Consider the following 23645-nt stretch of genomic DNA (forward strand, 5'->3'; position numbering starts at 1 on the left):
TTTATAGTGTTTTGATGATGTTGCTTTGGTTTGTATTTGGTTATTGTAATGGTTATGCAACTTTAAGAGGTATTTTTATTACTGCTTTGCTCTAGCCCTTAAAAAATAAAGCACCTAATAACAGCAAGGTTATTAGGTGCTTTTTTATGCAGTAAGAGTGCATGCTATGATTAGCGTGATCTCTGCCTCGTTTTAAGTCAATTACCTCTTAATAGGTATTACCCCTCCCGTGGGTAGGTATTAACTCTCCCGTGAGATAGCGCGGTAGGCTATATCGGTACGGAAGTAGACATCATCCCAGTGGATCTTATCGACGAGTCCATATGCGGCTTGTTGTGCCTCAGTGACGTTGTTACCCAGAGCGGTGGCACACAGTACGCGACCACCATTGGTTACTACGCGAGCCTCTTTCATGCAGGTACCGGCATGGAAGACCTTAGCGTCATTGTTACCGAGATCTAAGCCATCGATAACATCGTGCTTTCGGTATGCTTCAGGGTATCCACCGGCAGCGAGTACAACACCTACGGCCGCGCGCTTATCGAATTCGGCAGTGACCTTATCTAACTCGCCACGGGTGGCAGCCAGGCAAAGCTCAACTAAGTCAGATTTCAGGCGCATCATGATCGGTTGAGTCTCAGGGTCGCCGAAACGGCAGTTGTACTCTAATACCTTAGCACTGCCATCGGGTGAGATCATCAAGCCCGCATAAAGGAAGCCGGTATAGACATTACCTTCTGCTGCCATGCCATCGACTGTTGGGCGGATAACGTTATTAATAGTCCAGTCATGTACGGCTTGTGTAACTACCGGAGCGGGTGAATAGGCACCCATGCCGCCGGTGTTTGGGCCATGATCGCCATTATCACGGGCTTTATGATCTTGGCTGGTGGCCATAGCGAGAATATGTTTACCATCGACCATGACAATAAAGCTGGCTTCTTCACCCTTAAGAAACTCTTCGATAACGACGCGAGAACCGGCTTCGCCAAATTTATTGCCAGCCAACATATCTTCGATAGCCGCGTCTGCTGCTGCCTGATCTTCGGCAATGATCACCCCTTTACCTGCGGCAAGGCCATCGGCCTTAATTACGATAGGGAAACCTGTCATGGCTGTCACTTCTGTCACGTAGGCTTTAGCTGGCGCGATTTCGGTGAAATTAGAATAGGCTGCAGTTGGAATGTTATGACGGGCTAAGAAATCTTTTGTGAAGGCTTTAGAAGATTCCAGCTGTGCCGCACCTTGGGTTGGGCCAAAAATAGGCAAATCCGCTTCATTGAAAGCATCGACAACGCCTAGTGCCAACGGGACTTCAGGGCCGACAATGGTGATCTCAATGGCTTTCTCTTGCGCAAAGGCGACTAACGCTGAGATCTCTTCTACATTAATGGCCACATTTTCTAATTTTGGCTCCAGAGATGTGCCAGCATTACCCGGGGCTACAAAGACTTTTTCGACCTGTGCAGACTGCGCCGCTTTCCATGCCAATGCATGTTCACGACCGCCGCCACCTATGACTAATACATTCATTTTTTTATCCTTAAAGAAGTTCTTAGGATCGAGGAGCTAGGAACTAGGAACTAAACCCTAGAACCTAGTTCCTTCTTATCATTAATGACGGAAGTGACGCATTCCGGTGAATACCATCGCCATGCCGTGCTCATCTGCAGCGGCAATGATCTCTTCATCACGAATCGAACCGCCAGGCTGGATGATACAGCTGATACCCGCAGCAGCCGCTGCATCGATACCATCACGGAATGGGAAGAAGGCATCGGACGCCATGACTGAATCCTGAACTTCCAGCCCTTCATCGGCAGCCTTAATGCCAGCCACCTTAGCGCTGTATACGCGACTCATCTGGCCTGCACCCACCCCGATAGTCATGCTGTTTTTAGCGTAAACGATGGCGTTTGATTTAACGAACTTAGCCACTTTCCAGCAGAACATCAGATCTTTCATCTCGGCTGCGGTGGGTTGACGCTTTGAAACCACTTTCACGTCATCCATGCTGACCATACCTTGGTCTCTGTCTTGCAGCAGCAGTCCACCGTTGACGCGCTTATAATCTAAGCTAGTGGTCTTAGTGTTCCACTCGCCACACTCGAGAAGACGAAGGTTGGCTTTTGCAGCCACGATATCGCGAGCGGCTTGGCTCACTTTCGGTGCGATGATGACCTCGACAAATTGGCGTTCAACGATTGCGCTGGCTGTCGCCGCATCTAATTCACCATTGAAAGCGATGATGCCACCGAAGGCCGAGGTCGGATCGGTTTTAAAAGCACGGTTATAGGCATCGAGAAGATCACTGCCTATAGCCACGCCACATGGGTTAGCATGCTTAACGATGACACAAGCGGGTTCGCTGAACTCTTTCACGCACTCTAGTGCGGAATCGGTATCGGCGATGTTGTTGTAAGACAATGCCTTACCCTGTAGCTGAATGGCGCTAGCGACAGAAGCTTCATCGCCCTGGCCGTTAAGAGAGGGGGAGTCGACATAGAAAGCCGCTGTCTGGTGGCTGTTTTCGCCGTAACGCAGATCTTGTTTCTTCACCAGCTGAGTATTGTAGGTGCGAGGGAACTTAGAGTCGGCATGGCACTCATCTTTACTGTGTGCCGGTACCTGAGTGCCGAAGTAATTCGCAATCATGCCGTCATAAGCTGCGGTGTGCTCGAACGCGGCGATAGCTAAATCGAAGCGAGTCTCCAGCGTCGTGCTGCCTTCATTAGCATTCATCTCAGCAATAACGCGGTCGTAATCACTCGCGTTAACTATGATGGTGGTGTCTTTATGGTTTTTCGCCGTAGAGCGAACCATAGTTGGACCGCCGATATCGATATTTTCGACTGCATCGGCCAAAGTACAACCCTCTTTCGCCACAGTCTCTGCGAATGGATACAGGTTGACGGCAACCAGGTCGATAGGCTTGATGTTGTTTTGTTCCATGACGAGTTCGTCGATACCGCGGCGCGCTAAGATACCGCCATGCACTTTAGGGTGCAGGGTCTTAACACGACCATCCATAATTTCAGGATGTCCGGTATGATCCGATACTTCAATGACAGGCACACCGTTATCAGCCAAAAGGCGGGCGGTGCCACCAGTAGATAGCAGTTCTACGCCTTGAGCGTGTAGAGATTTTGCAAACTCAAGGATTCCGGTTTTATCTGAAACGCTTAACAGCGCGCGACGAATGGGTCTGGCATTATTCATTTTGGGTACAGGGTCCAGTAGTTATTTTTAAGGATCTTTCGGAAAACAGAACAGCATAATAAATTGTAATGCTTAACCGTTTTCCAAAAGTCCCTCAACTCTAGCTTCTTTAGTCGCTCCCGTTTCGTAGCGCGCGTATTTTAACGTAAAAAGTATCCCTAGGCTTTTTTTTTCTGCACGATTTCACAATACGCTTTTGCGAACAACGCCCTCAGATAACGGAAGCGTTTCGAAGTTGTGTTGTTTATGAAAGTGGCTAATTTGTGCTGCGCTTCACACTCTGTTTATTAAAAAGGGTTATTGAGTCTTTTTTATCGCACCATAACCCTTGACCTTGGATTTAACTCCAAGGTTTATACTCTGTAATATTCAAGGCTCATAGTGGTCATAGATAAGGGCGATATATGTATCGAATTGGCGAGCTGGCTAAGCTATGTGAAGTGAAGGCCGACACATTACGATTTTATGAAAAACATGGCTTGTTGGCACCTTCCTCACGCAGTGACTCGGGTTACCGTTTATACAGTGAGAGTGATGCGGAGCGATTGCGTTTTATATTAAGAGCCAAGGCGGTCGGCTTTACCTTAGCCGAGATCACCGAACTTCTTTCTATAGAGTTAGACAAATCCAACTGGGCATGCGCCGATGTTAAAGGCTTGGTGGATAGCAAGTTGGCTCAAGTGAATGAAAAAATTTCCGAGCTAAACCACTTTCAAGTGTCACTACAGCGTCTGTCGGATGCCTGTTGTGGAGGGCCTGAGAGTGCCGAGCATTGCTCTATCTTAGAAGCGTTAGAGTCAAATACCGATAACATTAAGTGTGAAAATCACGCTCATCATCATGATAAATCACAGTATACAAAAAATTGTCAGAATAAGGGTTAGGTATGTTGTTAGCGAATTTTATGGACCTGTTTTTAGATTCAGCCCCCTGGTTATTGCTGGGTCTCGTATTAGCAGGCATGCTGAAAATGTTTGTGCCAATGGCATGGATGCAAAAACAGCTCGGCGGCCATGGGTTTAAAGCTACGGTAAAAGCTGCGGTACTGGGTGCACCTCTGCCTTTATGCTCCTGCGGAGTTATTCCGGCTGCGGTTGGCTTGAGACGATCCGGTGCTTCTAAAGCCGCGACAACCTCATTCTTAGTCTCCACTCCCGAGACCGGTGTCGATTCGGTGACCGTATCTTATGTATTGCTTGGCCCTTTCATGGCAATAGCCAGGCCTATTGCGGCTGTCATCAGCGCGATAGTGGCAGGCCTGCTGGTTGGGCGAGATGATGATACTCCTGCGGAAATTCAACCAAAAGTAAAAGAAAGCGGTGAGGGGAGTGAATCTTGCTGTGGCAGCAAGACAAAAGCTAAGGAGCCTGAAGTTTCATCTTGCTGTAGCAGTAAGTCAAAAGTTGAGGAGCCTGAAGTTTCATCTTGTTGTAGCAGTAAGGTAAAAGCTGAGGAGCCTGAACTTTCAACTTGTTGTAGCAGTAAGACAAAAGCTGAGGAGCCCAAAGCTTCATGCTGTAGTTCACAAAAGAGTGAAGCTAGTGGTGAAAGTGAAAGCTGCTGTGAATCGACCAAAGATGTTGCTACTGAGCTAAAAGGAACCTCTGTTATCAGTCGTATCGGTAAGGGGTTACACTTTGCTGCAACGGATCTGGTACGTGATATCACGGTATGGTTATTAATCGGGTTATTTTTTGCCGCGTTAGTACAGACCTATGTGCCGGGTGATTTTATGGTTAAGTGGGGGGATGGTATCTTAGCTATGTTGGTGATGGTACTTATCTCTATTCCTATGTATATCTGCGCCACGGCTTCGACGCCTATTGCTGCAGGCTTACTGTTGGCGGGCGTATCCCCCGGTGCTGTATTGGTGTTTATGCTCGCGGGCCCGGCTACCAATATCGCCACCTTAGGCGTCGTGACTAAAGAGCTTGGGAAACGAGCGCTATTTGGTTATCTCGGTGGGGTATTGGGTGTCGCACTTGTCTCTGGTATTTTGGTGAATTATCTAGTCGATACCTTTGGCTTTGAAGTTATGCCGCAAATTGGTGAGCAACATAATCTCTTGCCATCTGTCGTGGTTTACACCTCTGGTGTCGTGCTGGCGATATTGATGTTGAAAGTACTGCTTGAGAAGCTTCCTAAGAACTGGTGGCGCAGAGATTGCTGTTCTTAGGTTTAAAGTAAAATGTTTTAAAAGAGAGGGCCTTTGATAGGCCCTTTTTTATTGGTTGCTGGCCTGTCAAAGTTTTTAAAATATGTCCGATGCTTGTGAAAAGTCTGATAGCCGAACTGTCAGATCTCGTTAACTTCAACTTATCGAATTTGATTCTTGCAATTTACCATTGTGAACCGCAAATACTTAAATCATGAGGTGCTAATGCTGTTTGGTCGTTAAAGTTTTGTAATTCAGCTGGTTAAACAATCTTCTTGAGCTGGATTAAGCTTGTTTTCAGTGTACGTTAATTGAAACAAGTGTGTTGAATGTTACCCAAGCTTCTCCTCGTTGTTTGGTGGTTTTGTATACACTGTTTATCTTCATGGGTTAGCTCTTTAGTGTTTAGTTATCACTCTGATTTTTCGGCTCTACTCCTTTGACTCGGCTCAAATTTTCGGCCAGTTTTCAATAAATAAATCCCTACAAACGTTAATGTAATTATAGATGGCGACCCGATCGCAATGATAAAAAAAGTAAAATGGGGAGTGGCAATGAAAGTGTTTAATAAGCGTTACCTGGCTTTGGTAGTAGCTGGAACCATAGGTCTAAGTGCCTGTGGCAGTGATGGTGAAGATGGCGAAGACGGAACCACACCGCCACCTCCAACGGTGGAGAGTTCACAAGTCACTAATGTTGACGTGATCTCTTACGCCCTTGAAGAGGGGCTGGTTCGATTCGAGTTTGAGATCACCAATGAGGAAGGCGTGTTGATCACGGGTCTTGGGGAAGCCAGCGCAGAAGTGGCGGCGTTAACCGAGAAAGGGATCCAACGTAGCCGTGACGGCTCAGTGGGTGGCAGTGCCAATACCTCTACAGAAGGTGCTAGCCTGACTATGACCGATAATGGACGTTACGAATTTATCGCGCCTATGGCGGCGGTAAATGCGGGCACCGAAGGACTTATTCGTTTAGCGGTTGGTGGTGGCGATAATATTGCCAAGTCCCGTTACATGGTTGTCGATAAAACTGAAAATATTCATACGACATCGACGGCAACTTGCCAGAGCTGTCACGTGGACTTCTTAGCCTCCTCAATTAAACATTCGAGCTATACGGCAATAAATCCTGATGGCGAAACAGACTTGGTTGCCGGCTGTATGGCATGTCATAACCATGTCGCTCGCGATGTGGATGATAGCGGTAGCTCATTGAATACCGGCGGCTATGCGAAGAACACCCTGCAAAAGATTGGTCATATTAATCATCAGCAGTTTGAAACCGGGTTTGCTCCCTCTAATTGTTATACTTGTCATGCAGAGCCCATTACACAAGTATATACAACAGATACTTGCTTAGATTGTCATATCGAAGCTGGTGTTACTGCACCTGTAAACTTGAACGCTTTTGCCGCCGATCAGGACTTCCGATCTTTGCATACAAAAATGCCACAGCAGCAAACTATCGATGAGGTTCACTATACTGTCACCAGCACACCTGAGCTGAAGGGGGAGTTAAGTTGTACGACACTATCGCTTCTCAATACTGCTGGTGAAGAGGAGGTTGCACTTAATATTGGTGAGATGGTCGACGCCGGTGAGATAGCGATTAGCATGAGCTTTATGAAGTTCCATGGCAACATAACAGATTCCGCGTCAGGAACTACAAGTTCGACTGACAATGAAGATGGCAGTCGTGAGTATTGTACGACTTATGTGGCTCCTGATGGAGATGATACAGGTCTGATGGCCCTATCTCGTGTGACTTTTTCACCAAATGAAGGTGATCAAGTGATCATTAGCAGCAAATCTGCAGCACTATTTGCCGATGGCAGTGAAGAGGCGCGTCGCTTCAATGTGACAGCTGAGAGTTGTACCACTTGCCATAATTCTCATGGTGAGTTTCATAAATCCGGCGGGTTTGCAGATGGCGGGATGAGCTGTTTGTCGTGCCACTATACGGGTAAAGACAGAAGAGCTGGTTATTCAGGGCCCGGCTTTGGTCCTATGATCCACGGTAAGCACTGGGGTGAGGGCAGTTACAAAATTGTTGATGGTGAAAAAGAATATAACTCAGCCGCGGCGCTAGATGCCGTTAATTGTGTGGCCTGTCACGATAGTGTGGTAGATCTTTACGAAATGCCAAATCAATATATGCCCTCTAAATCATTTAATGGTGGATCAGATGGTGTGGTGACGAGTCAAATTACTGCAAACTGCTTTGCGTGCCATAACGATGAGCAGGCAAAGAATCATATGATGAGTAACGGTGGTGAGATTAACACACTAACAACAGATCTAGGTGATGAGTGGTATCTGACCCCGACTAATGAATCTTGTGCAACTTGTCATGCCGAGGGTAAGTCTTACGGTATCGAGAAGTTCCACCAGTTTGAACGTTAGACACAATGGATGTTCATTTGGGTCAGCCCTTCGTCAGATATTGAATTGATACACGGTTACCCTGCAGGCCGCCGTTTTAAGACACTAGATATCGATGTGACAGACCAGATGAATGTTCGGTTAGCCAAGGGCCCTTAGGGGCCCTTTTTGTTGCCTGCAGTTTACATATCTGGCTGGACAGGACTTGATACTACCAACTTTTTAGATACCCATCTGAAAAATCCGGGAGAGCGGGTGGCGACCAGATAGGTAGTGATGATGGCCACTCAAAACTAATGCTCTCAAAAATAGGGCACTCATTCGAGTGCCCTATTTGTTCCTCTAAACTTGAGCCCTAGTTAGTATTAGATCACTGGCGGTGTAAAATCATAGATTGACGTTGCACCTAAGATAACGACGACATTTTCAGATGTGGCTTGATGAATGAAAAATACCGGATCTGTGCTGGCACCTTGCTCAGTTTCCGGATCATCATTATCGGCGACACAGGTAAAGCCTAATTGATAACTATCAGCTGCGATAAAGCCAAACTCATAGTTGTAACCTGTGATTGTGACTCCATCTTCTTCAAACTCCGGCTTAGCTCTTGCTGCAGCCAGTGGCGCAGTTAGAGTGGCTTCGGGTCTGAAGTCTTCCATCGCACCGATTAAGGTATCTTGAGGGTAGAGATAGACAGCCAAGCCAAGATCGCTATAACCGGGAGAGGTACTTTCACAAGCTGTCAGAACATCGTTATGAACGCTACCTGAAATAGCGCTGACCTCAGTAATATTAACGAGTTGTACTGAAGTGGGTTTAAGCGTCCAGTAAGCTTTATTACCATGGGGGGCCTGCAGACCTTTGGCGAGATTGAATTCGGCAACGTACCTGTTACTATCTGCGGTAATTGTGACGGCCTTATTTAAGAATAGCCGGCCCGTGTTGGGTTCATCCGCACCCACACCACCACAGGAACCGTTACTGTTAGTGACTAATCCCTCAATAGCATCGCCAACCTTTACATAGGAGCTAGTCTCGTCGGCGACTTCTCTATTTTCCATGTAGATACACATCTGGTACTCACCTAGAGGGACGCTTTCATCAGTCACCAAGTTGGCCACACTTTGGCCTTGGAATTCGAGTAAATCTACTTGGTTGGCGTTTCCTTCGCTGTCAGAAACATCGAATGATATTGAGCCATCTGCGCCCTTTAAGACGACTTGTTTAAAGGCTATATTGACCTTGTCGGCTAGGGCTGGATTATCCGATACACCTAGGCTAAATACTCCTGATTCGGGGAGAGGTGGAGTCGAGTTATCATCGCTACCGCCACATGCTGCAAGCAAACTCGTCAGGGTGATAGCGAGTATTGTCTTAGTGTGTTTCATAAGTTACCTTCGATTATGTAAACGGCAGCGGCCAGATTTTTATGGTTTCATATCTGACATTGATTATCTCCACTGCCTGAGAGATAGTATCTATTGCTATTAATCATAGGACTAATTGAAATATTGTCTACCTTGAAGCCATGATTTTTACTGGGTTTGAGTAAGTTTTTTAGTTTTTTTATGCAGATGAATTTGCTCATTGCTTTTTAGTAGAGAAAGTGACAATTTGTTGGCTGGTGTCAATAAATTCAGCCCAATTTTGAGTGGGATTTAGTGGGGATAAATGACTGTGCCAGCAGCCGGGTAGGTGATGACACAGGTTCATTTCTAGGTGCTCTTGCCGAGCTATAGATGAGGCTTAGTTTTCCGGAAGCTCCGCATTGTGATAGACGTTCTGTACGTCATCACAATCTTCGAGGGCTGCCAGGAACTTCTCTAACTGCTCGACCACTTCAGGATCGGTAATGTCTGTCATGGTTTGCGGGATGAAGGTGATCTCTTCAACCACGAATTCGACTTCAGGCATCGCTTCGTTCAATGCGGTCTTAGTCTTGTAAAACTCGGTATTCGGTGCATAGACACTGATCATGCCATCTTCGACTTCAACATCTGTGACGTCGACATCGGCCATCATCAACATCTCTAAAATCTCTTCTTCATCTTCACCGGGGAAAACAAAAATGGCTTGGTGTTCGAACATGTGACCGACGGTACCCGGGCCACCCAGTTTGGCGTCATTTTTAACGAATGCCTGACGCACTTCGGTGAAGGTGCGCTTGCCGTTGTCGGTTAAGCAATCGACGATGACCATGCAGCCACCGGGACCAAAGCCTTCGTAACGTGCAGTTTCATAATCTTCACCGCCGCCACCCTTGGCCTTTTCGATCGCACGTTCGATAACATGAGCCGGTACCTGATCTTTCTTGGCCTTGGCGATCAACTGGCGTAGTGGAAGGTTACCATCAGGATCGAAACCACCATTTTTTGCGCAAACGTAGAGCTCTTTACCATAGCGAGAATATATTCTGGTTTTCTGCCCAGCCGTTTTTGCCATGGATTCTTTCTTGTTTTGGTATGCTCTTCCCATCTTGCTCTATCTCACTAAGCTTAAAAAATTGCCTGCAATGTTAGCAGCTTTATCATTCTTTTTGCAGAGATGAGCTTTTTAATTTAAGAATCTTTGATTTTAAGCCCGAAAAACTCACTTTAACGAGACGAAGTCTGGAATATCCAGCAGGTGATTATCGGGGTTTTCGCTCATAGCTCGGTAGATAAACTCGATAAAGACGCGGTACTTCCTGGGTAGATATGCACGCTGTGGTATGCTCATGGTGATCTTTGTCTGTGCCATGGGGAAATCTTCCAGAAGCGGAATTAGCAGATGCTTATCTATGGCTTGCTGGGCTATCAAGGTTGGTACCGAGGTGATCCCCAACCCCTCTATGGCTGCCTCTCTGGCAAGGGTAACATTATTCACGGTGAGCTGAGCTTCGGGCTCTACGGTGATCCACTCTTTCCCGTCGAAGAGAGTCCAACTGCCGTCAATATGTGCCGACTCTAACTTGACCGCCTTATGATTATTGAGGTCTTGTGGGGTTTGTGGTGTGCCGTATTGTGCCAGATACTCAGGGCTCGCCATTAAGGTCTTACTTGTATTGAGTAGGGAGTAGGTCTGCAGGCGGGTGTCGGAGCTGCTGGTGATTTGAAACAGGACATCTACGCCCTCTTCAATGACATCTACCTTTCGGTTACTCAGCTCGGCTTCGATGGAGATATCCGGGTATTTTTTTAAAAATCGAGCAAAGATCCTGCCAAAAAAAAGCTGGCCCATCTCGATAGGGCAGACAATTTTCAGTTTCCCCTTGATCAGCTGTTGACTGGCACTGAGTTGATCCTCGGCATTTTTCAGATCGATCAGAATATGATGAACCCGATTGTAATAGGCTGAGCCTGCTTCGGTGAGTTTTAGCGATCGGGTGGTACGAAACAGGAGTTGAACACCGGCATCGGCCTCTAACTCGGCAATTTTTCGGCTAACCGTAGCCTTAGTTAACCCTAAAGCTTTTGCTGCCCCGGTAAAACTGCCTTGTTCGACGACCTGAGCAAACATCTGTACGCGATTAAGATCCATGATTGTTACACCTGTGAAACAGTAGGTTGATTTTTAACTATCTAATAAACTAAAGGAGACAGTAGTAGACTATAGGGCTCTAATCAAGGAGTCATGTATGTCCAAGAGTAAATTATTCATTGCGGTGCCACTGATATTTGCAGCCTTAGCTGGTGGTGCTTATTACTGGTGGACGCAAGTTCGTTTCTTCGAGTCGACCGATAATGCCTATGTTGAAGCGGATATCTCTCATATCAGCGTCAAGGTTCCCGGCTACGTGGTGATGACAGACATCACCGATAACCAGCATGTCAAAGCAGGCCAGTTGCTGGCACAGTTAGAAGATAATCAGTATGAAGCTAAGTTAGCCCAGAGTCAGGCCGAGCTCGATAGCTCACAAGCAGAGTTGCAAACCCTTTCCGCTAAAGTAGAGCTGCAACACGCACTGATCGCTCAGGCTCAGGCGGGAGTCGCAGCAGCAGGTTCGGATCGGTTGCGATCGGAGCAACAGTTGCGCCGATCTAAGAAGCTAAAAGAGAAGAATTACAGCTCTCAGGATGACGTGGATCAGATGCAAGCGAGTTTCGGGTCTTCTGTCGCCCATCTTGATGAAGCTAATGCGGCCTTGGTTGCAAAGCAACGAGAGCTTGCAGTATTTAATGCGCAACTGTTACAGGCCGATGCGAATGTCGTGAAGGCTAAGGCGGGTTTAGAGCTTGCCAAAATCCAGTTAGCAGATACACAGGTCAGGGCGCCATTTTCTGGCGTGATAGGTAAGCGTGGGGCCCTGAAGGGGCAATACGTTCAGCCAGGACAGGCGCTCTACAGTTTGGTACCGGACGGGGCTGTTTGGATCACGGCCAACTTCAAAGAGACTCAGATCCAACATATGCAGCCCGGCCAGTCGGTTCAGGTCAATCTCGATGCGTTTCCCGACAAAACCTTTGCAGGTGTTATCGATAGCCTTTCGCCGGCTTCCGGTGCCAAATTTAGTCTGTTACCCGCGGAAAATGCGACGGGGAATTTTACCAAGATTGTTCAGCGTATTCCGGTGAGGATCCGCCTGGAACTCGGTGAGGAACGGGAGAGACTCGTTCCAGGCTTGAGTGCGATCGTTAAGGTCGATACCACAACATTGTCATTAGATAGCGCACTTGCTGCTAACATCGGTCATTAAGAGATGAGTGCTATCGTCAATGGGGAAGTGAATGGCGCTGTTAGTCTCTCTATTGAGACAAAGCCACAGGGTTATGAGCGTGGTAGTCGCCGAGCATGGATCGCAGTATTTGGCGGGCTGATTGGTGCATTTATGGCGATTCTGGATATTCAGATCACCAATGCTTCGATGAAAGAGATCCAGGGGAGTCTGGGCGCTACCCTCGAGGAGGGGTCATGGATAGCGACGGCTTATCTGGTCGCAGAGATGATAGCAATTCCTCTGTCCGGTTGGCTGAGTCAGGGCTTGTCGGTGAGACGCTATCTGTTATGGACGACTTCGGCCTTTATCTTTGCTTCCTTATTATGTTCAATCTCGTGGAATTTAGAGTCGATGATCGCGTTTCGCGCGATGCAGGGCTTCTTCGGTGGCGCGCTTATTCCCTTGGCATTTCGTTTAATACTCGAATTTCTTCCCGATGAAAAACGCGCTGTGGGGATGGCCCTGTTTGGGATCACAGCCACTTTTGCTCCATCGATCGGGCCCACGTTAGGAGGTTGGTTAACCGAGCAGTTTAGTTGGCATTACCTGTTTTACATCAATGTTCCACCTGGGCTTATCGTTATGGCGATGCTGGCCTATGGCTTAGAGAAAAAGCCCGTTATTTGGGAAAAATTAAGGAATGTGGACCTGTCAGGTATCATCACCATGGCCATAGGAATGGGCTGCTTAGAGGTGGTGCTTGAGGAGGGCAACCGTAAAGATTGGTTTGGATCTGATCTCATTCAATATCTGTCGATTATTGCGGTGATAAACATAGGTTTGTTTATCTATATTCAGCTCAAGAAGAGTGAGCCTCTGGTCAATCTAAGGTTGCTGGGGCAGAGGGATTTTGCTCTCTCTACAATGGCCTATTTTTTATTGGGGATGGCTCTGTTTGGTGCTATCTATATGATCCCTCTCTACCTGTCACAGATCCATGATTATAGCCCTCTCGAAATTGGTGAGGTGATTATGTGGATGGGGTTCCCACAGCTACTGGTTCTGCCGTTTGTGCCTAAATTGATGGAACGTTTCGATGGCCGTTATCTGGCGGCGTTTGGTTTCTTGATGTTTTCGCTAAGTTATTACATGAATAGTCATATGACCGCCGATTATGCCGGCGATCAGATGATTTCATCACAAATCGTGCGTGCACTGGGGCAGCCCTTTATTCTGGTACCTATCGGCATCATCGCGACTATGCATATTAAGCCCCATGAGAATGCATCGGCATCGACGGTGCTCAATGTGATGCGTAATTTAGGTGGTGCATGTGGTATCGCCTTAGTGTCCACCCTGACCGATAACCTCTCCAGGGAGCATCTGGCTCATATTAAAGAGACCCTGCCGGCCGTGAGCCCGATAGCTAATGATTATCTGATGCAGACGGCGAATGTTTTCATTCAGGCGGGGTCTGACCCTGTTACCGCTGCGGCGCAAGCCAATGCACTCTTGGGACAGACTATGACGCAGCAGGCCTATATCAGTGCCTATAACGATGTCTTTTTTATTATCTCATGCTTATTGCTCATCGCCGTTGCCGCAGTGCTCTCGATAAGGAAACGCAGCGATTAATAGCCGGGTCATTTAAGTCTATATCGCCAGTTATCTGACGAACTCCGGCGTTCTGAATCCCCCTTTTGGTATGGCGGTGTTACACTGATTTTTTATACTGTTTAATAGACTAATCGGGGAGATGGTATGCAGTGGAGCGTTCTGACATTTAATGAGCTTTCGGTAGATGAGTTGTATGAGTCATTAAAGCTTAGGGTCGATATTTTTGTGGTTGAGCAAAACTGCCCCTATCCGGAATTAGATGAAAAAGACCGCCATAGTGAAACTCGTCACCTGCTTGGGCGAAATGAAGCGGGAGAGATTGTGGCTTATGCTCGATTACTCGCACCCGGAGTCAGCTATGCCGATGCCAGTATCGGACGTGTTGTGGTAGCCGAGCAGGCCAGAGGCGGCGGAGTCGCCCATTCATTGATGACAGAGGCTATCAGGCTGACAAAGAGATATTGGCCCGATCAAAATATTCAATTAGGCGGACAGGAATACCTCAAGGCATTCTATCAAAAGCTGGGCTTTGAACCTGTTTCTGAAGTTTATCTGGAAGATGGGATCCCGCATCTGGATATGTTATACCAATCTGGTGAAGCTGATATTTAATATACGTTTTCGAGAGAGCAGAATAAATAAAAGGAGCACTTTTCAGCGCTCCTCTCTGAGTAATAATCTAACAACTTCGTTGAGATTAATCCCTTAGTTGGATATCTGTCTTGTAATCCACTTCACCATGAGAACTGATCGTTGCCAGATGATTTTGTTGAGAGATCACAGCCAAAGGTCCAGAATGCATATGGCGAACAAACAACAGCCGATAGCCAAATCGGTGCAGGTTATAGAGAGCAATTTTTTGCTCTGCAGTCATAGAGTCCCAATGAAGGTCATGATGCAGATCAGTCTCTCTTCTGTCTTTCAGTTGTTGTGCTATTTGCATAATTATTATCTTTACGTATGCAGGCCGATGCGCCTGTTTTCTTCACTGCCCAGATGGGGAATGTGAGTTTGCCAAATTTGTACAAACTCAGAATGGATGCACTTTAGCAAAAAATACTGAATAAAAATTGAACTAGATCAAATTCTACTCATTTGTGAGTAGTAGATGTGAAAACATGAGAACTTGTTCACAATTCATCGTTTTTTTCTTTATTAGTGAGTGTTAACCTTTGAATCAGGTTGAAACTTATCTGTTTATGGCTGTGGATATTGCGTGTTCTTTTTTAGGGAGTGTTAGCCTTTGAACCAGGTTGAAACTTATCTGTTTATGGCTGTGGATATAGCGTGTTCTTTTTTAGGGAGTGTTAGCCTTTGAACCAGGTTGAAACTTATCTGTTTATGTCTGTGGATATTGCGTGTTCTTTTTTAGGGAGTGTTAGCCTTTGAACTATATTGAGCCTCTGTTTCGTCCCCCATCGGAATGGAAGTCACTTATTCTGCAGGTGACTAACGGTTGTAGCTGGAATCGTTGCACCTTTTGTGACATGTATACCGCGCCGCAGAAACGCTTTAGGGCGCAGAAGCTGGATAAGATTGCTGCGGATATTATTGCGGTTGCAGAAACTGGTCGCTCGGTTCATCGGGTGTTTCTCGCCGATGGCGATGCGATGATCCTGCCCTTCGACAGACTAGAGGCCATCTGTTTGTTGATCCGTGAGCACCTGCCCGACGTCACCCGGATCAGTAGTTACTGCCTGCCAAGAAATCTTAAGAATAAGACCACTGAAGAGTTGTCCCGGTTGAAGGCGCTGGGTTTATCCTTGCTCTATATCGGTTGCGAGAGTGGTGATGATGAGGTGCTGCGCCGTATTGAAAAAGGTGAAAGTTTTGACTCGTCACTCGCGGCACTGAAAAAGATAAAAGCGGCAGGGATTAAATCTTCGGTGATGATTTTAAATGGACTCGGCGGCACCGAATTATCAACGCAACATGCCATCAACTCGGCTAAGTTAATGAATGCGGCTCAGCCAGAGTACCTCTCAACCTTGGTGGTCACACTGCCTCTGGGGACAGAGCGTATGGATGCGAGCTACGATGGGCATTTTCAGCTGCCGGATCAACATGGTTTATTCGTCGAGATGCTCACCCTGTTGAGGCACCTTGAGCTGGATAAAACGATTTTTCGCTCGGACCACGCTTCAAATTACCTCGTGTTGAAAGGGACCTTAGGTAAAGACAAGGACAGATTGGTTGCAGAAGTGGAGCAGGCCATGACTAAGCCGCAGCTGAGCGGCTTAAGGCAGGAGTGGCAGCGGGGGCTTTAGTCCTCACTGTAAATCTTGCCCTGAACTCTTAGGGCAAGATCCAGCGAAAAAACAGAATTAGTTATCTCTCTATATGAACTTCTCTTACCGGGCATGGGATCTCGATTCCGGCCGCGTGAAGCGCCTTATATATGGCTAAGTTAGTTTGGTATTTATTTTGGTAATAGCGTTCGGTGGGGACCCAATACCGAATACCGATTTCAATGCCGATGCTGTTAAAACCGTTAATACCTATATGAGCAGGCTTGTCTTGATTAACTTGAGGGCTATCAGCCAGTATTTTTCTGGCGAGTTCGATAACGGCTTCGGGCTCTGATTGATAGTTAATGTTGAATTTGGTCTCTACCAGCTTATTTGCAAAGGAGTTATGCAGTATCTCTCCGACAATATGTTTATTGGGAATACTGATCTGCTCTCCCTCCTCGTTAGTCAGCACCGTCAAACCCAGGTGGATATCTTGTACTACACCGGTGACCTCTTTAACTGTGATGGTATTACCGATAATAAAGGGACGGGTCACTATGATGGTAATGCCGGCGGCATAGTTAGAGAGCATCCCTTGAATAGCGAGCCCGGCACCCAATGAGGCCGCACCAATGGCTGCAATCATAGGGGTGACGCTTATCCCCAGTTTTCCCAGTGCAATGATGGCGACCATGACAACGATAATAATGCGTACTAAGTTGCTGACAAAATTGCTTAGGGTTATGTCGATATTGTGTTTTTCGAACTGTCTTGTGACTAGTTTAGCGACCTTGGAGGCGAGCCATAGGCCGATAATAAAAATCAGTAGTGCACCCACAAGGCGAAAACTGTATTGAACCAAAAACTCAGTGATCAGCGTATAGACGTTTTGCAGTTGCTCAAGCTCTTGCGCTAATTGATCTTCCTTCATGGTATTGACCTTTAAATAACATCACTTTAATAGTGAACAACCTGAAATTAGGTTAAATAGATTACTGAATTTTAGATACATTATGTAGTCATTTTGATGCTGCTTTCTCGTGTTCATTGGTTAGCCTTGATACTGGGTGAAGTGGATCATGAATTACCCATAATTTTAATGTGGTTTTAAGCAGACTAAGTTACTGTTTAGAATGAACTCAAGACCTAGCTAGGAATAAAAGCATGCGAACCCTGTTATTCGTTATCTGTACTCTGTTGACCAGCTTTGCTCAGGCATCATCTTACGCTGAAGGCGATCTGGTTTCTCAGATACAACTTCAGGACCAGTTTGAAAATGAGATTAGTGTTTCTGAAGACACCCGGACCTTGCTTTTTAGTCGTAACATGAAAGGCGGAGATATCATCAAAGAGGCACTTGAGGTGCTGACGGCAGAGCAAAAACAAGCATCAGATAAGCTGGTTTATGTCGCTGACGTAAGTGGCATGCCTTCCTTGATTGCTAAATTTGTCGCTATTCCTCAAATGAAAGATCTCACCTTTTCCATCGCATTGGACAGAGAGGGAGAAACGACGCGTTTGTTGCCTTCAGAAAAAGATCAGGCAACCTTAATCAAGTTAGAACGCTTAAAAGTGATGAGTGTAAGTACCTTCGATTCCAGTGCTGAACTCATTAAGGCATTGAGATAGAGAGCGCTCTATCCCGTTAAACAGATATAAAAAATGGGCTTAATTGCCCATTTTTTTATAACTCAAACCGTGTGTGCTAAATAAGTTGTGGTGTATTCTTTAAAATTGTATGTATCTCTTCCTTAAGATGAAGCTTCTTTCTCTTGAGATCATGAACCTCATTGGTAAAGCTACTGGAACTATGTTGCTCTAACTCCTTAATTTCATCATCCAACGCATTATGCTTGTTAAACTTCTTTAGGAAGTGTGTGTCTTCGGACTTTAGTTTAGTGATGAGCTCTCTGTATTCTGGAAACATAGTGGTGATCTCCTCCCTGTTTTTTATCTTGTTTATATCTAAATTAGCGCGATTTGTGACCGCCAAATGTGATAGCGGTCAACAATTGATAACTCGTCATAAATATCTGCTTGATGGGAAGAGGCCTGAAGTGCGAGCTCTGGCTATCCGATGATGGTAAAGATAATGGCAGGTATAACTCCTTATTTTTTAAAGCCACCTATACTGGTACTGAACCAATATATCTCGATCTGTGTCTGTGAGTGACGCAGTTTGTTAATGCAGATGAATCGTTTTAGTAACTGCATTACATCAAAATATTTACTTGCCACCCAATAAAGTGTGATCGAGCTTGCCTTTTTGGCTTCGATACTAGGTTAAAGTCGCAAACAGAAGAATTTTTTTATCAAAATTGAAAGGGGTTTTCATAATGTCAGATGTATTTCACTTGGGATTGACCAAAAAAATGTTGGATGGGGCGAACTTGGCGATTGTGCCTGGTGATCCTGAGCGTGTTAAGAAAATTGCCGAGTTGATGGAAGGCGCTACGTTCCTGGCCAGCCATCGTGAATATACAAGCTACCTTGCCTATATCGACGGCAAAGCTGTAGTTGTATGTTCTACCGGTATTGGTGGACCATCGACCTCTATCGCAGTTGAAGAGTTAGCTCAGCTAGGTGTTACCACCTTCCTGCGTGTCGGTACGACCGGCGCTATCCAGCCTCAAGTGAATGTTGGTGATGTTATCGTAACTCAAGCTTCGGTTCGTCTCGATGGCGCAAGTCTGCACTTTGCTCCTATGGAGTATCCAGCCGTTGCTAACTTCGAATGTACTACAGCTATGGTAGAAGCAACTCGTGATGCAGGCCTGGAGCCACACATTGGTATTACAGCCTCTTCTGATACCTTCTATCCTGGTCAAGATCGTTACGATACTGTCTCTGGTCGAGTAACGCGTCAGTACAGAGGAATGATGCAAGAGTGGCAAGACCTTGGCGTGCTTAACTATGAGATGGAATCTTCGACGCTATTTACCATGTGTGCTTCGCAAGGTTGGCGTGCGGCATGTGTTGCGGGTGTGATTGTAAACCGTACACAGCAAGAGATCCCTGATGAAGCTACGATGAAGAAAACTGAAGTGAGTGCAGTTTCTATCGTCGTTGCAGCAGCGAAGAAATTACTGGCTTAAATCCTTTAAGTTGAGCTTCCCTGCAGTTAGCTCATTGATGGTTTAAGTTAATAAAAAGGCGCCTCAGGCGCCTTTTTTGATCTTGTGCTTAATCATCACAGTCATTTCACCAAAGATTAGAAATGATATTTAGCGATGACCGAATAGGTGTTCTGGTCGACACCTTTCACCCCGTACTTGTTCTTCCAGTAATCATACTCGACACCGACAAGGAATTTGTTTTTCTTGTGGCTACCGAAGATGACCGCGCCCAGATCATATTTCAGCTGAGGGTTGAAGTGAAAGTTCTCTTCATAGCCTTGGTTATCGGCAGAGAATACCCAGTCAAAGAAACCATCGAATACTATGTTCGAATTGCCAACGGGAAAGTCCATTCTAAAGGCGGGAGTTATCTGCCAACCGTCACTGATATTGCCGCTGCTGATGGCTTCACGTCGATAAGTATTGAGCTGAAAGTAGCTAAAGTAAGGGATAGCTATATCCATGCCCAGACCGTACAGGAAGCTCTTAACCGGCCCTTCACCCTCTTCGAAGGTCATGGCCAGAGACAGGTCGGTTACAGGGCCAAAGCCAATCTCTTTCCCGGAAATTTTACCGGCACTGAGTCGAGTCGAAATTTCACCGTAGGTCGTGCTGTCACTACTGACGTTCGAACCGTTGAAATAGATCAGATCCTGAAACGCAAACCAGTCACCATATTGCCATGCACCGGCAGTTTCGAAGGTGAAAGTGGTTTGCTTATCGGAAGGAGCAAGATCGTAGTTGTCACCGTATAACGCGGTCACGCTGGCATCCCACCAGTGGATTAGATCATCGGCCATCGCCTGTGGTGTGGCGAGAAGCGCGAGTAAAAGCCATTTTTTGTTCATCTCATTACCTTTTTATTATTAATGCGGCCATTTGGCCGCTATCTATAACAATCTCTGCACTCTGAGTTGCATTTATTGATTGTTGAAAAACATCGATCGCCAAGGGTACGGCGAAGCTAAATTGAGAGGAGATGCTGAGCATCCACCTCTTAGGGCGGAGAATATATTCATAAAGGCACTATTGTTCAAAGGGTTTGTTACTGTTTTGGGATAAATTGGCATAAATATCCGCTAAATTTGGGGTTATAATCATAATGAAATTATTTGTGACATATTATGTCGCGAAGGGCATAAACAACTGATATAGTGTTTTGACGGATACTCACATTTCAGGGGGAAATATGGAGCTATCAAATCCCATCATTATCTGGGGCTGTATCGGACTGGCATTGATGCTGGCGGAGATCATTATTCCCGGGGGAATCGTCATCTTGCTCGGTGGCGCCTGTCTGGTTGTCGCATCGGCACTGGCTATCGGGTTAGTCGAAGGAATAGTGCAAAGCCTCACACTCTGGTTTATCGTTTCTATTGTTTTGTTGTTAGGTTTCAGGCAGCTTACCCAAAAACTGGTTGGCGGAGATTCTCACGTTGATAATACCGATGAGGAACTCGATATCTATAATCAGACTGCCGTCGTTAAAGAGACTATCGGTCCGGCGCAACATCAGGGGCGTATCGAATTTCAGGGTATCGAATGGTCGGCACTTGGCGATGGTAGTGAAATCGCTGCAGGGACTCGCGTCAGGATCATCTGCCGGGATAATATCGCCTTGGTTGTTGAACCCTGCCATGAGTAACTAAACAATAAGCAATTCAGCATGAGTAATTAAGTATGACTCAACAAGTTTAATGATGAGCCCAGCTTTTTGGGCTCAGAGTTTTAGTGCAGCGTTAGTTAATAAGTGCACTTAGTTTAAGTACAGTTAGTTTAAGTTAAGGAAGGAATCTATGTTTGTATTTACAATTTTTGTCCTGTTTGTCTTTTTTATTCTCTATAAGCTGTTGTTAATTGTCCCTATGCGTGAGGTCAATGTGATCGAACGTCTGGGTAAATTTCGGGCCGTGCTTAAACCCGGTTTTCATTTTCTTATTCCCTTCTTCGACCGCGTGGCCTATAAGCATGAGATCCGTGAGCAGGTGCTGGATGTGCCGCCACAGAGTTGTATCTCGAAAGATAACACTCAGCTTGAGGTCGATGGTTTAGTCTATCTCAAGGTGATGGATGGCAAACTGGCTAGCTATGGTATCGAAAATTATCGTCTCGCGGCGGTGAACCTGGCTCAAACAACCATGCGTTCAGAAATAGGTAAACTGTCCTTAAGTCAGACCTTCTCTGAGAGAGACAGTCTCAATGAGTCGATCGTACGTGAGATCGATAAAGCCTCAGACCCATGGGGAATTAAAGTGCTTCGCTATGAGATAAAGAACATTACTCCGTCTCGTAAGGTGATACACACACTCGAAAAACAGATGGAAGCCGAGCGGAGTAAGCGCGCGGAGATCACCTTAGCGAATGCAGAGAAAGCTGCGATGATTAACCTCTCAGTGGGCGAGCGACAAGAGGCGATCAATGTCTCCGAGGGCCAGAAGCAAAAACGCATCAACGAGGCTAAAGGTACGGCGCAAGAGATCAGTATTATTGCCAAGGCAAAGGCTGAGGGGATGGAGCTTGTCTCAACCGCGCTGGCGTTAGATGGCGGACACGAAGCGATGAACATGCAGCTTAAAGAGCAGTTTATCGGTCAGGTAGGCAAAATACTCAACGAGGCCGAAATTTCCGTTGTTCCGGCCGAGATGGCAAAGTTGGAAGGCTTCTTCGAAGGTATGGAGCAGGTGACTCATGCTGTGAGTTCTGGCTCTGCAGCTTCAAGCCCAGTCAGTAAAAATTCAGTGAAAGGAGGTCGCTCATGATTGCAGGAATAAATACAGATCTAATCGTATTGGGCATTTGGGGGCTTATCTTTGCCGTCTTTATTATTAAGCTGTTTCAATCGATTCGTTTAGTGCCGACTAAATCGGCTTATATCGTAGAGCGTCTTGGTAAATATCATTCGACTCTGGATGCAGGTTTTCATGCCCTGGTCCCTTTTGTAGACAAGGTATCCTACATTCACGATCTTAAAGAGGAGACTATCGATGTTCCTCCCCAGGAGTGTTTCTCCAGCGATGAAGTGAATGTTGAAGTCGATGGCGTGATCTATATCTCGGTGGTGGATCCGGTTAAGGCCAGCTATGGTGTGACAGATTACCGCTATGCCGCGATACAGCTGGCTCAGACCACCACTCGTTCAGTGATAGGCACCTTAGATCTCGACCGCACCTTCGAAGAACGTGACGTGATCAGCGCCAAAGTGGTTGAAGTACTCGATCAGGCTGGCGCCATGTGGGGCATCCGTGTACATCGCTACGAGATAAAGAATATTACTCCGCCGGAAACGGTGAAAAATGCCATGGAGATGCAGGTGAATGCAGAACGTGAGCGCCGTGCACTGCTGGCGAAGAGTGAGGGTGATAAGCAGAGTAAGATCAACCGCTCCGAAGGTATCAAAGCCGAGATGATTAACCTCTCGGAAGGTGAGATGCAAAAACGTATCAACGAAGCGGAAGGTAAAGGTGAGGAGATCTTAACGATTGCCAAGGCAACCGCCGAGTCTATCGAACTAATGGCTACCGTTATTGCCGCCCCCGGTGGTATGAATGTGGTTCGGATGCAGCTTGGTGCTCAATACCTTAAGCAGTTCGACGGTCTGAGCAGTGGGGCCAGCAGGGTTGTGCTTCCAGGGAATATGATGGACTTCGATCACTGGATGAACAGTATAGGTCTGGAAGAGAGTAAGTCCTGATTAGGGAGATAGGTTGAGACCAGGCCAATCTATTTAAGGATAGTATTTAAGGCTAGTATTTATGAATAGTATTTAAGGATAGCTAGTCTGGTGTCGAAATGGAGTTCTTTGATGAAAATAAGCCAAACACCTTTTCAGTATGGGTGGTACTGGATAAGCCAGAACCTTTATATGGCATTGTGTGCAATATTAGGAGGCTGGCTTGCCAGCGGTAAAGCAACACCTGTTTATGTAACAAGAGTCGCTGTAGGTAGCTTTATTGGGATTTTGTGTGCAGAGTTCATCTCATTGGTTTATCTGAATTTGCGGCATCGCCCTTGGCGAAACGAACTTGAGGTAGATCATCTTGGCGTGAAGTTCCAGAGCTGGGGAAAGCAACGAGAACTGAGCTGGCAGCAAATTACCAAAGTTAAAATGCCCAAGTCTATTCGTTTTCCTATGAGTGATTTACGCTTTTATTGTGGCGAAAACAACAAAACATCATGTAATTTGAGGTATTTTTCACCGGACGATCGAGAAAGAATTGTCGATAGGATTAAGCTCTATCAACCTCATTGAATATACCCACTAACGCATAGCATTTGCAGAGCAACATCTTT

The 23645-nt window shown here is 46.2% G+C and carries 22 protein-coding genes; 13 read left to right on the forward strand and 9 right to left on the reverse strand.

Annotation, left to right across the window (positions count from 1 at the left end):
- Positions 1-240: 240 nt before the first annotated feature.
- Entirely contained in the window at positions 241-1533 is a 1293-nt protein-coding gene (gene purD / locus EKG38_RS00145) for a phosphoribosylamine--glycine ligase (protein WP_126517560.1), read from the reverse strand.
- A gap of 81 nt (positions 1534-1614) precedes the next feature.
- The gene (gene purH, locus EKG38_RS00150; RefSeq protein WP_126517562.1) at positions 1615-3219 is read right to left on the reverse strand and encodes a bifunctional phosphoribosylaminoimidazolecarboxamide formyltransferase/IMP cyclohydrolase; all 1605 of its coding nucleotides are present in this window, start codon (positions 3217-3219) and stop codon (positions 1615-1617) included.
- Positions 3220-3623: 404 nt separating this feature from the next.
- Between purH and zntR the strand changes: the two genes are divergently transcribed.
- The 3 genes from zntR (at position 3624) to EKG38_RS00165 (ending at position 7776) form a co-directional block, all read left to right on the forward strand.
- Positions 3624-4103 (forward strand): Zn(2+)-responsive transcriptional regulator, encoded by a 480-nt coding sequence (gene zntR / locus EKG38_RS00155; protein WP_126517564.1) that lies wholly within the window; start codon positions 3624-3626, stop codon positions 4101-4103.
- 2 nt (positions 4104-4105) lie between these two features.
- The gene (locus EKG38_RS00160; RefSeq protein WP_126517565.1) at positions 4106-5395 is read left to right on the forward strand and encodes an SO_0444 family Cu/Zn efflux transporter; all 1290 of its coding nucleotides are present in this window, start codon (positions 4106-4108) and stop codon (positions 5393-5395) included.
- 533 nt (positions 5396-5928) lie between these two features.
- Positions 5929-7776: a multiheme c-type cytochrome gene (locus tag EKG38_RS00165; RefSeq protein WP_126517567.1), complete on the forward strand. Its 1848-nt coding sequence runs from the start codon at positions 5929-5931 to the stop codon at positions 7774-7776.
- Positions 7777-8120: 344 nt separating this feature from the next.
- Here EKG38_RS00165 and EKG38_RS00170 read toward each other — a convergent pair whose 3' ends face one another.
- From EKG38_RS00170 to EKG38_RS00180, 3 genes are all read right to left on the reverse strand, one after another.
- Positions 8121-9143, reverse strand: coding sequence for a DUF4382 domain-containing protein (locus EKG38_RS00170; RefSeq protein ID WP_126517569.1), 1023 nt, complete (start codon positions 9141-9143; stop codon positions 8121-8123).
- A gap of 358 nt (positions 9144-9501) precedes the next feature.
- Entirely contained in the window at positions 9502-10230 is a 729-nt protein-coding gene (locus EKG38_RS00175) for a YebC/PmpR family DNA-binding transcriptional regulator (RefSeq protein ID WP_126517571.1), read from the reverse strand.
- A 114-nt stretch (positions 10231-10344) separates the two neighbouring features.
- Entirely contained in the window at positions 10345-11274 is a 930-nt protein-coding gene (locus tag EKG38_RS00180; RefSeq protein WP_126517573.1) for a LysR family transcriptional regulator, read from the reverse strand.
- A 97-nt stretch (positions 11275-11371) separates the two neighbouring features.
- Here EKG38_RS00180 and EKG38_RS00185 point away from each other — a divergent pair, with 97 nt between their 5' ends.
- The 3 genes from EKG38_RS00185 (at position 11372) to EKG38_RS00195 (ending at position 14620) form a co-directional block, all read left to right on the forward strand.
- Complete coding sequence (locus tag EKG38_RS00185) at positions 11372-12430, forward strand: HlyD family secretion protein (protein ID WP_126517575.1); 1059 nt, start codon at positions 11372-11374, stop codon at positions 12428-12430.
- 3 nt (positions 12431-12433) lie between these two features.
- Positions 12434-14026: a DHA2 family efflux MFS transporter permease subunit gene (locus EKG38_RS00190; RefSeq protein ID WP_246033040.1), complete on the forward strand. Its 1593-nt coding sequence runs from the start codon at positions 12434-12436 to the stop codon at positions 14024-14026.
- 126 nt (positions 14027-14152) lie between these two features.
- The gene (locus EKG38_RS00195) at positions 14153-14620 is read left to right on the forward strand and encodes a GNAT family N-acetyltransferase (RefSeq protein WP_126517577.1); all 468 of its coding nucleotides are present in this window, start codon (positions 14153-14155) and stop codon (positions 14618-14620) included.
- Positions 14621-14705: 85 nt separating this feature from the next.
- On the opposite strand, the gene EKG38_RS00200 is transcribed toward EKG38_RS00195, so the two are convergent.
- A complete protein-coding gene (locus tag EKG38_RS00200; RefSeq protein ID WP_126517579.1) occupies positions 14706-14951 on the reverse strand; it encodes a hypothetical protein in 246 nt (81 codons plus the stop codon).
- A 442-nt stretch (positions 14952-15393) separates the two neighbouring features.
- On the opposite strand from EKG38_RS00200, the gene EKG38_RS00205 reads away from it, so the two are divergent.
- Positions 15394-16275 carry a radical SAM protein gene (locus EKG38_RS00205; RefSeq protein ID WP_126517581.1) on the forward strand — a complete coding sequence of 294 codons (882 nt, stop codon included), beginning with the start codon at positions 15394-15396 and terminating at the stop codon, positions 16273-16275.
- 61 nt (positions 16276-16336) lie between these two features.
- On the opposite strand, the gene EKG38_RS00210 is transcribed toward EKG38_RS00205, so the two are convergent.
- Positions 16337-17170, reverse strand: coding sequence for a mechanosensitive ion channel family protein (locus tag EKG38_RS00210; RefSeq protein ID WP_126517583.1), 834 nt, complete (start codon positions 17168-17170; stop codon positions 16337-16339).
- Between the two features lie 233 nt (positions 17171-17403).
- Between EKG38_RS00210 and EKG38_RS00215 the strand changes: the two genes are divergently transcribed.
- The gene (locus tag EKG38_RS00215; protein WP_126517585.1) at positions 17404-17868 is read left to right on the forward strand and encodes a hypothetical protein; all 465 of its coding nucleotides are present in this window, start codon (positions 17404-17406) and stop codon (positions 17866-17868) included.
- Between the two features lie 76 nt (positions 17869-17944).
- Here the strand turns inward: EKG38_RS00215 and EKG38_RS00220 are convergent, their stop codons facing one another.
- Positions 17945-18166, reverse strand: a complete 222-nt coding sequence (locus tag EKG38_RS00220; protein WP_126517587.1) for an HP1242/YdcH family protein — start codon at positions 18164-18166, stop codon at positions 17945-17947.
- Between the two features lie 409 nt (positions 18167-18575).
- Here EKG38_RS00220 and udp point away from each other — a divergent pair, with 409 nt between their 5' ends.
- Positions 18576-19334 carry a uridine phosphorylase gene (gene udp, locus EKG38_RS00225; RefSeq protein WP_126517589.1) on the forward strand — a complete coding sequence of 253 codons (759 nt, stop codon included), beginning with the start codon at positions 18576-18578 and terminating at the stop codon, positions 19332-19334.
- A gap of 116 nt (positions 19335-19450) precedes the next feature.
- Here udp and EKG38_RS00230 read toward each other — a convergent pair whose 3' ends face one another.
- Positions 19451-20203, reverse strand: coding sequence for an outer membrane protein OmpK (locus EKG38_RS00230; RefSeq protein WP_126517591.1), 753 nt, complete (start codon positions 20201-20203; stop codon positions 19451-19453).
- A 341-nt stretch (positions 20204-20544) separates the two neighbouring features.
- Between EKG38_RS00230 and EKG38_RS00235 the strand changes: the two genes are divergently transcribed.
- The 4 genes from EKG38_RS00235 (at position 20545) to EKG38_RS00250 (ending at position 23604) form a co-directional block, all read left to right on the forward strand.
- Positions 20545-21000, forward strand: a complete 456-nt coding sequence (locus tag EKG38_RS00235; protein ID WP_126517593.1) for an NfeD family protein — start codon at positions 20545-20547, stop codon at positions 20998-21000.
- Between the two features lie 151 nt (positions 21001-21151).
- Entirely contained in the window at positions 21152-22114 is a 963-nt protein-coding gene (locus EKG38_RS00240) for an SPFH domain-containing protein (protein ID WP_126517594.1), read from the forward strand.
- Positions 22111-23046 carry an SPFH domain-containing protein gene (locus EKG38_RS00245; protein WP_126517596.1) on the forward strand — a complete coding sequence of 312 codons (936 nt, stop codon included), beginning with the start codon at positions 22111-22113 and terminating at the stop codon, positions 23044-23046. The genes EKG38_RS00240 and EKG38_RS00245 overlap by 4 nt, the downstream gene beginning before the upstream one ends.
- 111 nt (positions 23047-23157) lie before the next feature.
- The gene (locus tag EKG38_RS00250) at positions 23158-23604 is read left to right on the forward strand and encodes a hypothetical protein (protein ID WP_126517598.1); all 447 of its coding nucleotides are present in this window, start codon (positions 23158-23160) and stop codon (positions 23602-23604) included.
- Positions 23605-23645: the final 41 nt, after the last annotated feature.

The sequence above is a fragment of the Shewanella canadensis genome, assembly GCF_003966225.1.
GTDB lineage: Bacteria > Pseudomonadota > Gammaproteobacteria > Enterobacterales > Shewanellaceae > Shewanella > Shewanella canadensis.

What these genes read in the sequence shown, in the direction of transcription:
- purD (WP_126517560.1), bottom strand. Translation starts at nt 1,533, where the DNA reads ATGAATGTATTAGTCATAGGTGGCGGCGGTCGTGAACATGCATTGGCA.
- purH (WP_126517562.1), bottom strand. Translation starts at nt 3,219, where the DNA reads ATGAATAATGCCAGACCCATTCGTCGCGCGCTGTTAAGCGTTTCAGAT.
- zntR (WP_126517564.1), top strand. Translation starts at nt 3,624, where the DNA reads ATGTATCGAATTGGCGAGCTGGCTAAGCTATGTGAAGTGAAGGCCGAC.
- EKG38_RS00160 (WP_126517565.1), top strand. Translation starts at nt 4,106, where the DNA reads ATGTTGTTAGCGAATTTTATGGACCTGTTTTTAGATTCAGCCCCCTGG.
- EKG38_RS00165 (WP_126517567.1), top strand. Translation starts at nt 5,929, where the DNA reads ATGAAAGTGTTTAATAAGCGTTACCTGGCTTTGGTAGTAGCTGGAACC.
- EKG38_RS00170 (WP_126517569.1), bottom strand. Translation starts at nt 9,143, where the DNA reads ATGAAACACACTAAGACAATACTCGCTATCACCCTGACGAGTTTGCTT.
- EKG38_RS00175 (WP_126517571.1), bottom strand. Translation starts at nt 10,230, where the DNA reads ATGGGAAGAGCATACCAAAACAAGAAAGAATCCATGGCAAAAACGGCT.
- EKG38_RS00180 (WP_126517573.1), bottom strand. Translation starts at nt 11,274, where the DNA reads ATGGATCTTAATCGCGTACAGATGTTTGCTCAGGTCGTCGAACAAGGC.
- EKG38_RS00185 (WP_126517575.1), top strand. Translation starts at nt 11,372, where the DNA reads ATGTCCAAGAGTAAATTATTCATTGCGGTGCCACTGATATTTGCAGCC.
- EKG38_RS00190 (WP_246033040.1), top strand. Translation starts at nt 12,434, where the DNA reads ATGAGTGCTATCGTCAATGGGGAAGTGAATGGCGCTGTTAGTCTCTCT.
- EKG38_RS00195 (WP_126517577.1), top strand. Translation starts at nt 14,153, where the DNA reads ATGCAGTGGAGCGTTCTGACATTTAATGAGCTTTCGGTAGATGAGTTG.
- EKG38_RS00200 (WP_126517579.1), bottom strand. Translation starts at nt 14,951, where the DNA reads ATGCAAATAGCACAACAACTGAAAGACAGAAGAGAGACTGATCTGCAT.
- EKG38_RS00210 (WP_126517583.1), bottom strand. Translation starts at nt 17,170, where the DNA reads ATGAAGGAAGATCAATTAGCGCAAGAGCTTGAGCAACTGCAAAACGTC.
- EKG38_RS00215 (WP_126517585.1), top strand. Translation starts at nt 17,404, where the DNA reads ATGCGAACCCTGTTATTCGTTATCTGTACTCTGTTGACCAGCTTTGCT.
- EKG38_RS00220 (WP_126517587.1), bottom strand. Translation starts at nt 18,166, where the DNA reads ATGTTTCCAGAATACAGAGAGCTCATCACTAAACTAAAGTCCGAAGAC.
- udp (WP_126517589.1), top strand. Translation starts at nt 18,576, where the DNA reads ATGTCAGATGTATTTCACTTGGGATTGACCAAAAAAATGTTGGATGGG.
- EKG38_RS00230 (WP_126517591.1), bottom strand. Translation starts at nt 20,203, where the DNA reads ATGAACAAAAAATGGCTTTTACTCGCGCTTCTCGCCACACCACAGGCG.
- EKG38_RS00235 (WP_126517593.1), top strand. Translation starts at nt 20,545, where the DNA reads ATGGAGCTATCAAATCCCATCATTATCTGGGGCTGTATCGGACTGGCA.
- EKG38_RS00240 (WP_126517594.1), top strand. Translation starts at nt 21,152, where the DNA reads ATGTTTGTATTTACAATTTTTGTCCTGTTTGTCTTTTTTATTCTCTAT.
- EKG38_RS00245 (WP_126517596.1), top strand. Translation starts at nt 22,111, where the DNA reads ATGATTGCAGGAATAAATACAGATCTAATCGTATTGGGCATTTGGGGG.
- EKG38_RS00250 (WP_126517598.1), top strand. Translation starts at nt 23,158, where the DNA reads ATGAAAATAAGCCAAACACCTTTTCAGTATGGGTGGTACTGGATAAGC.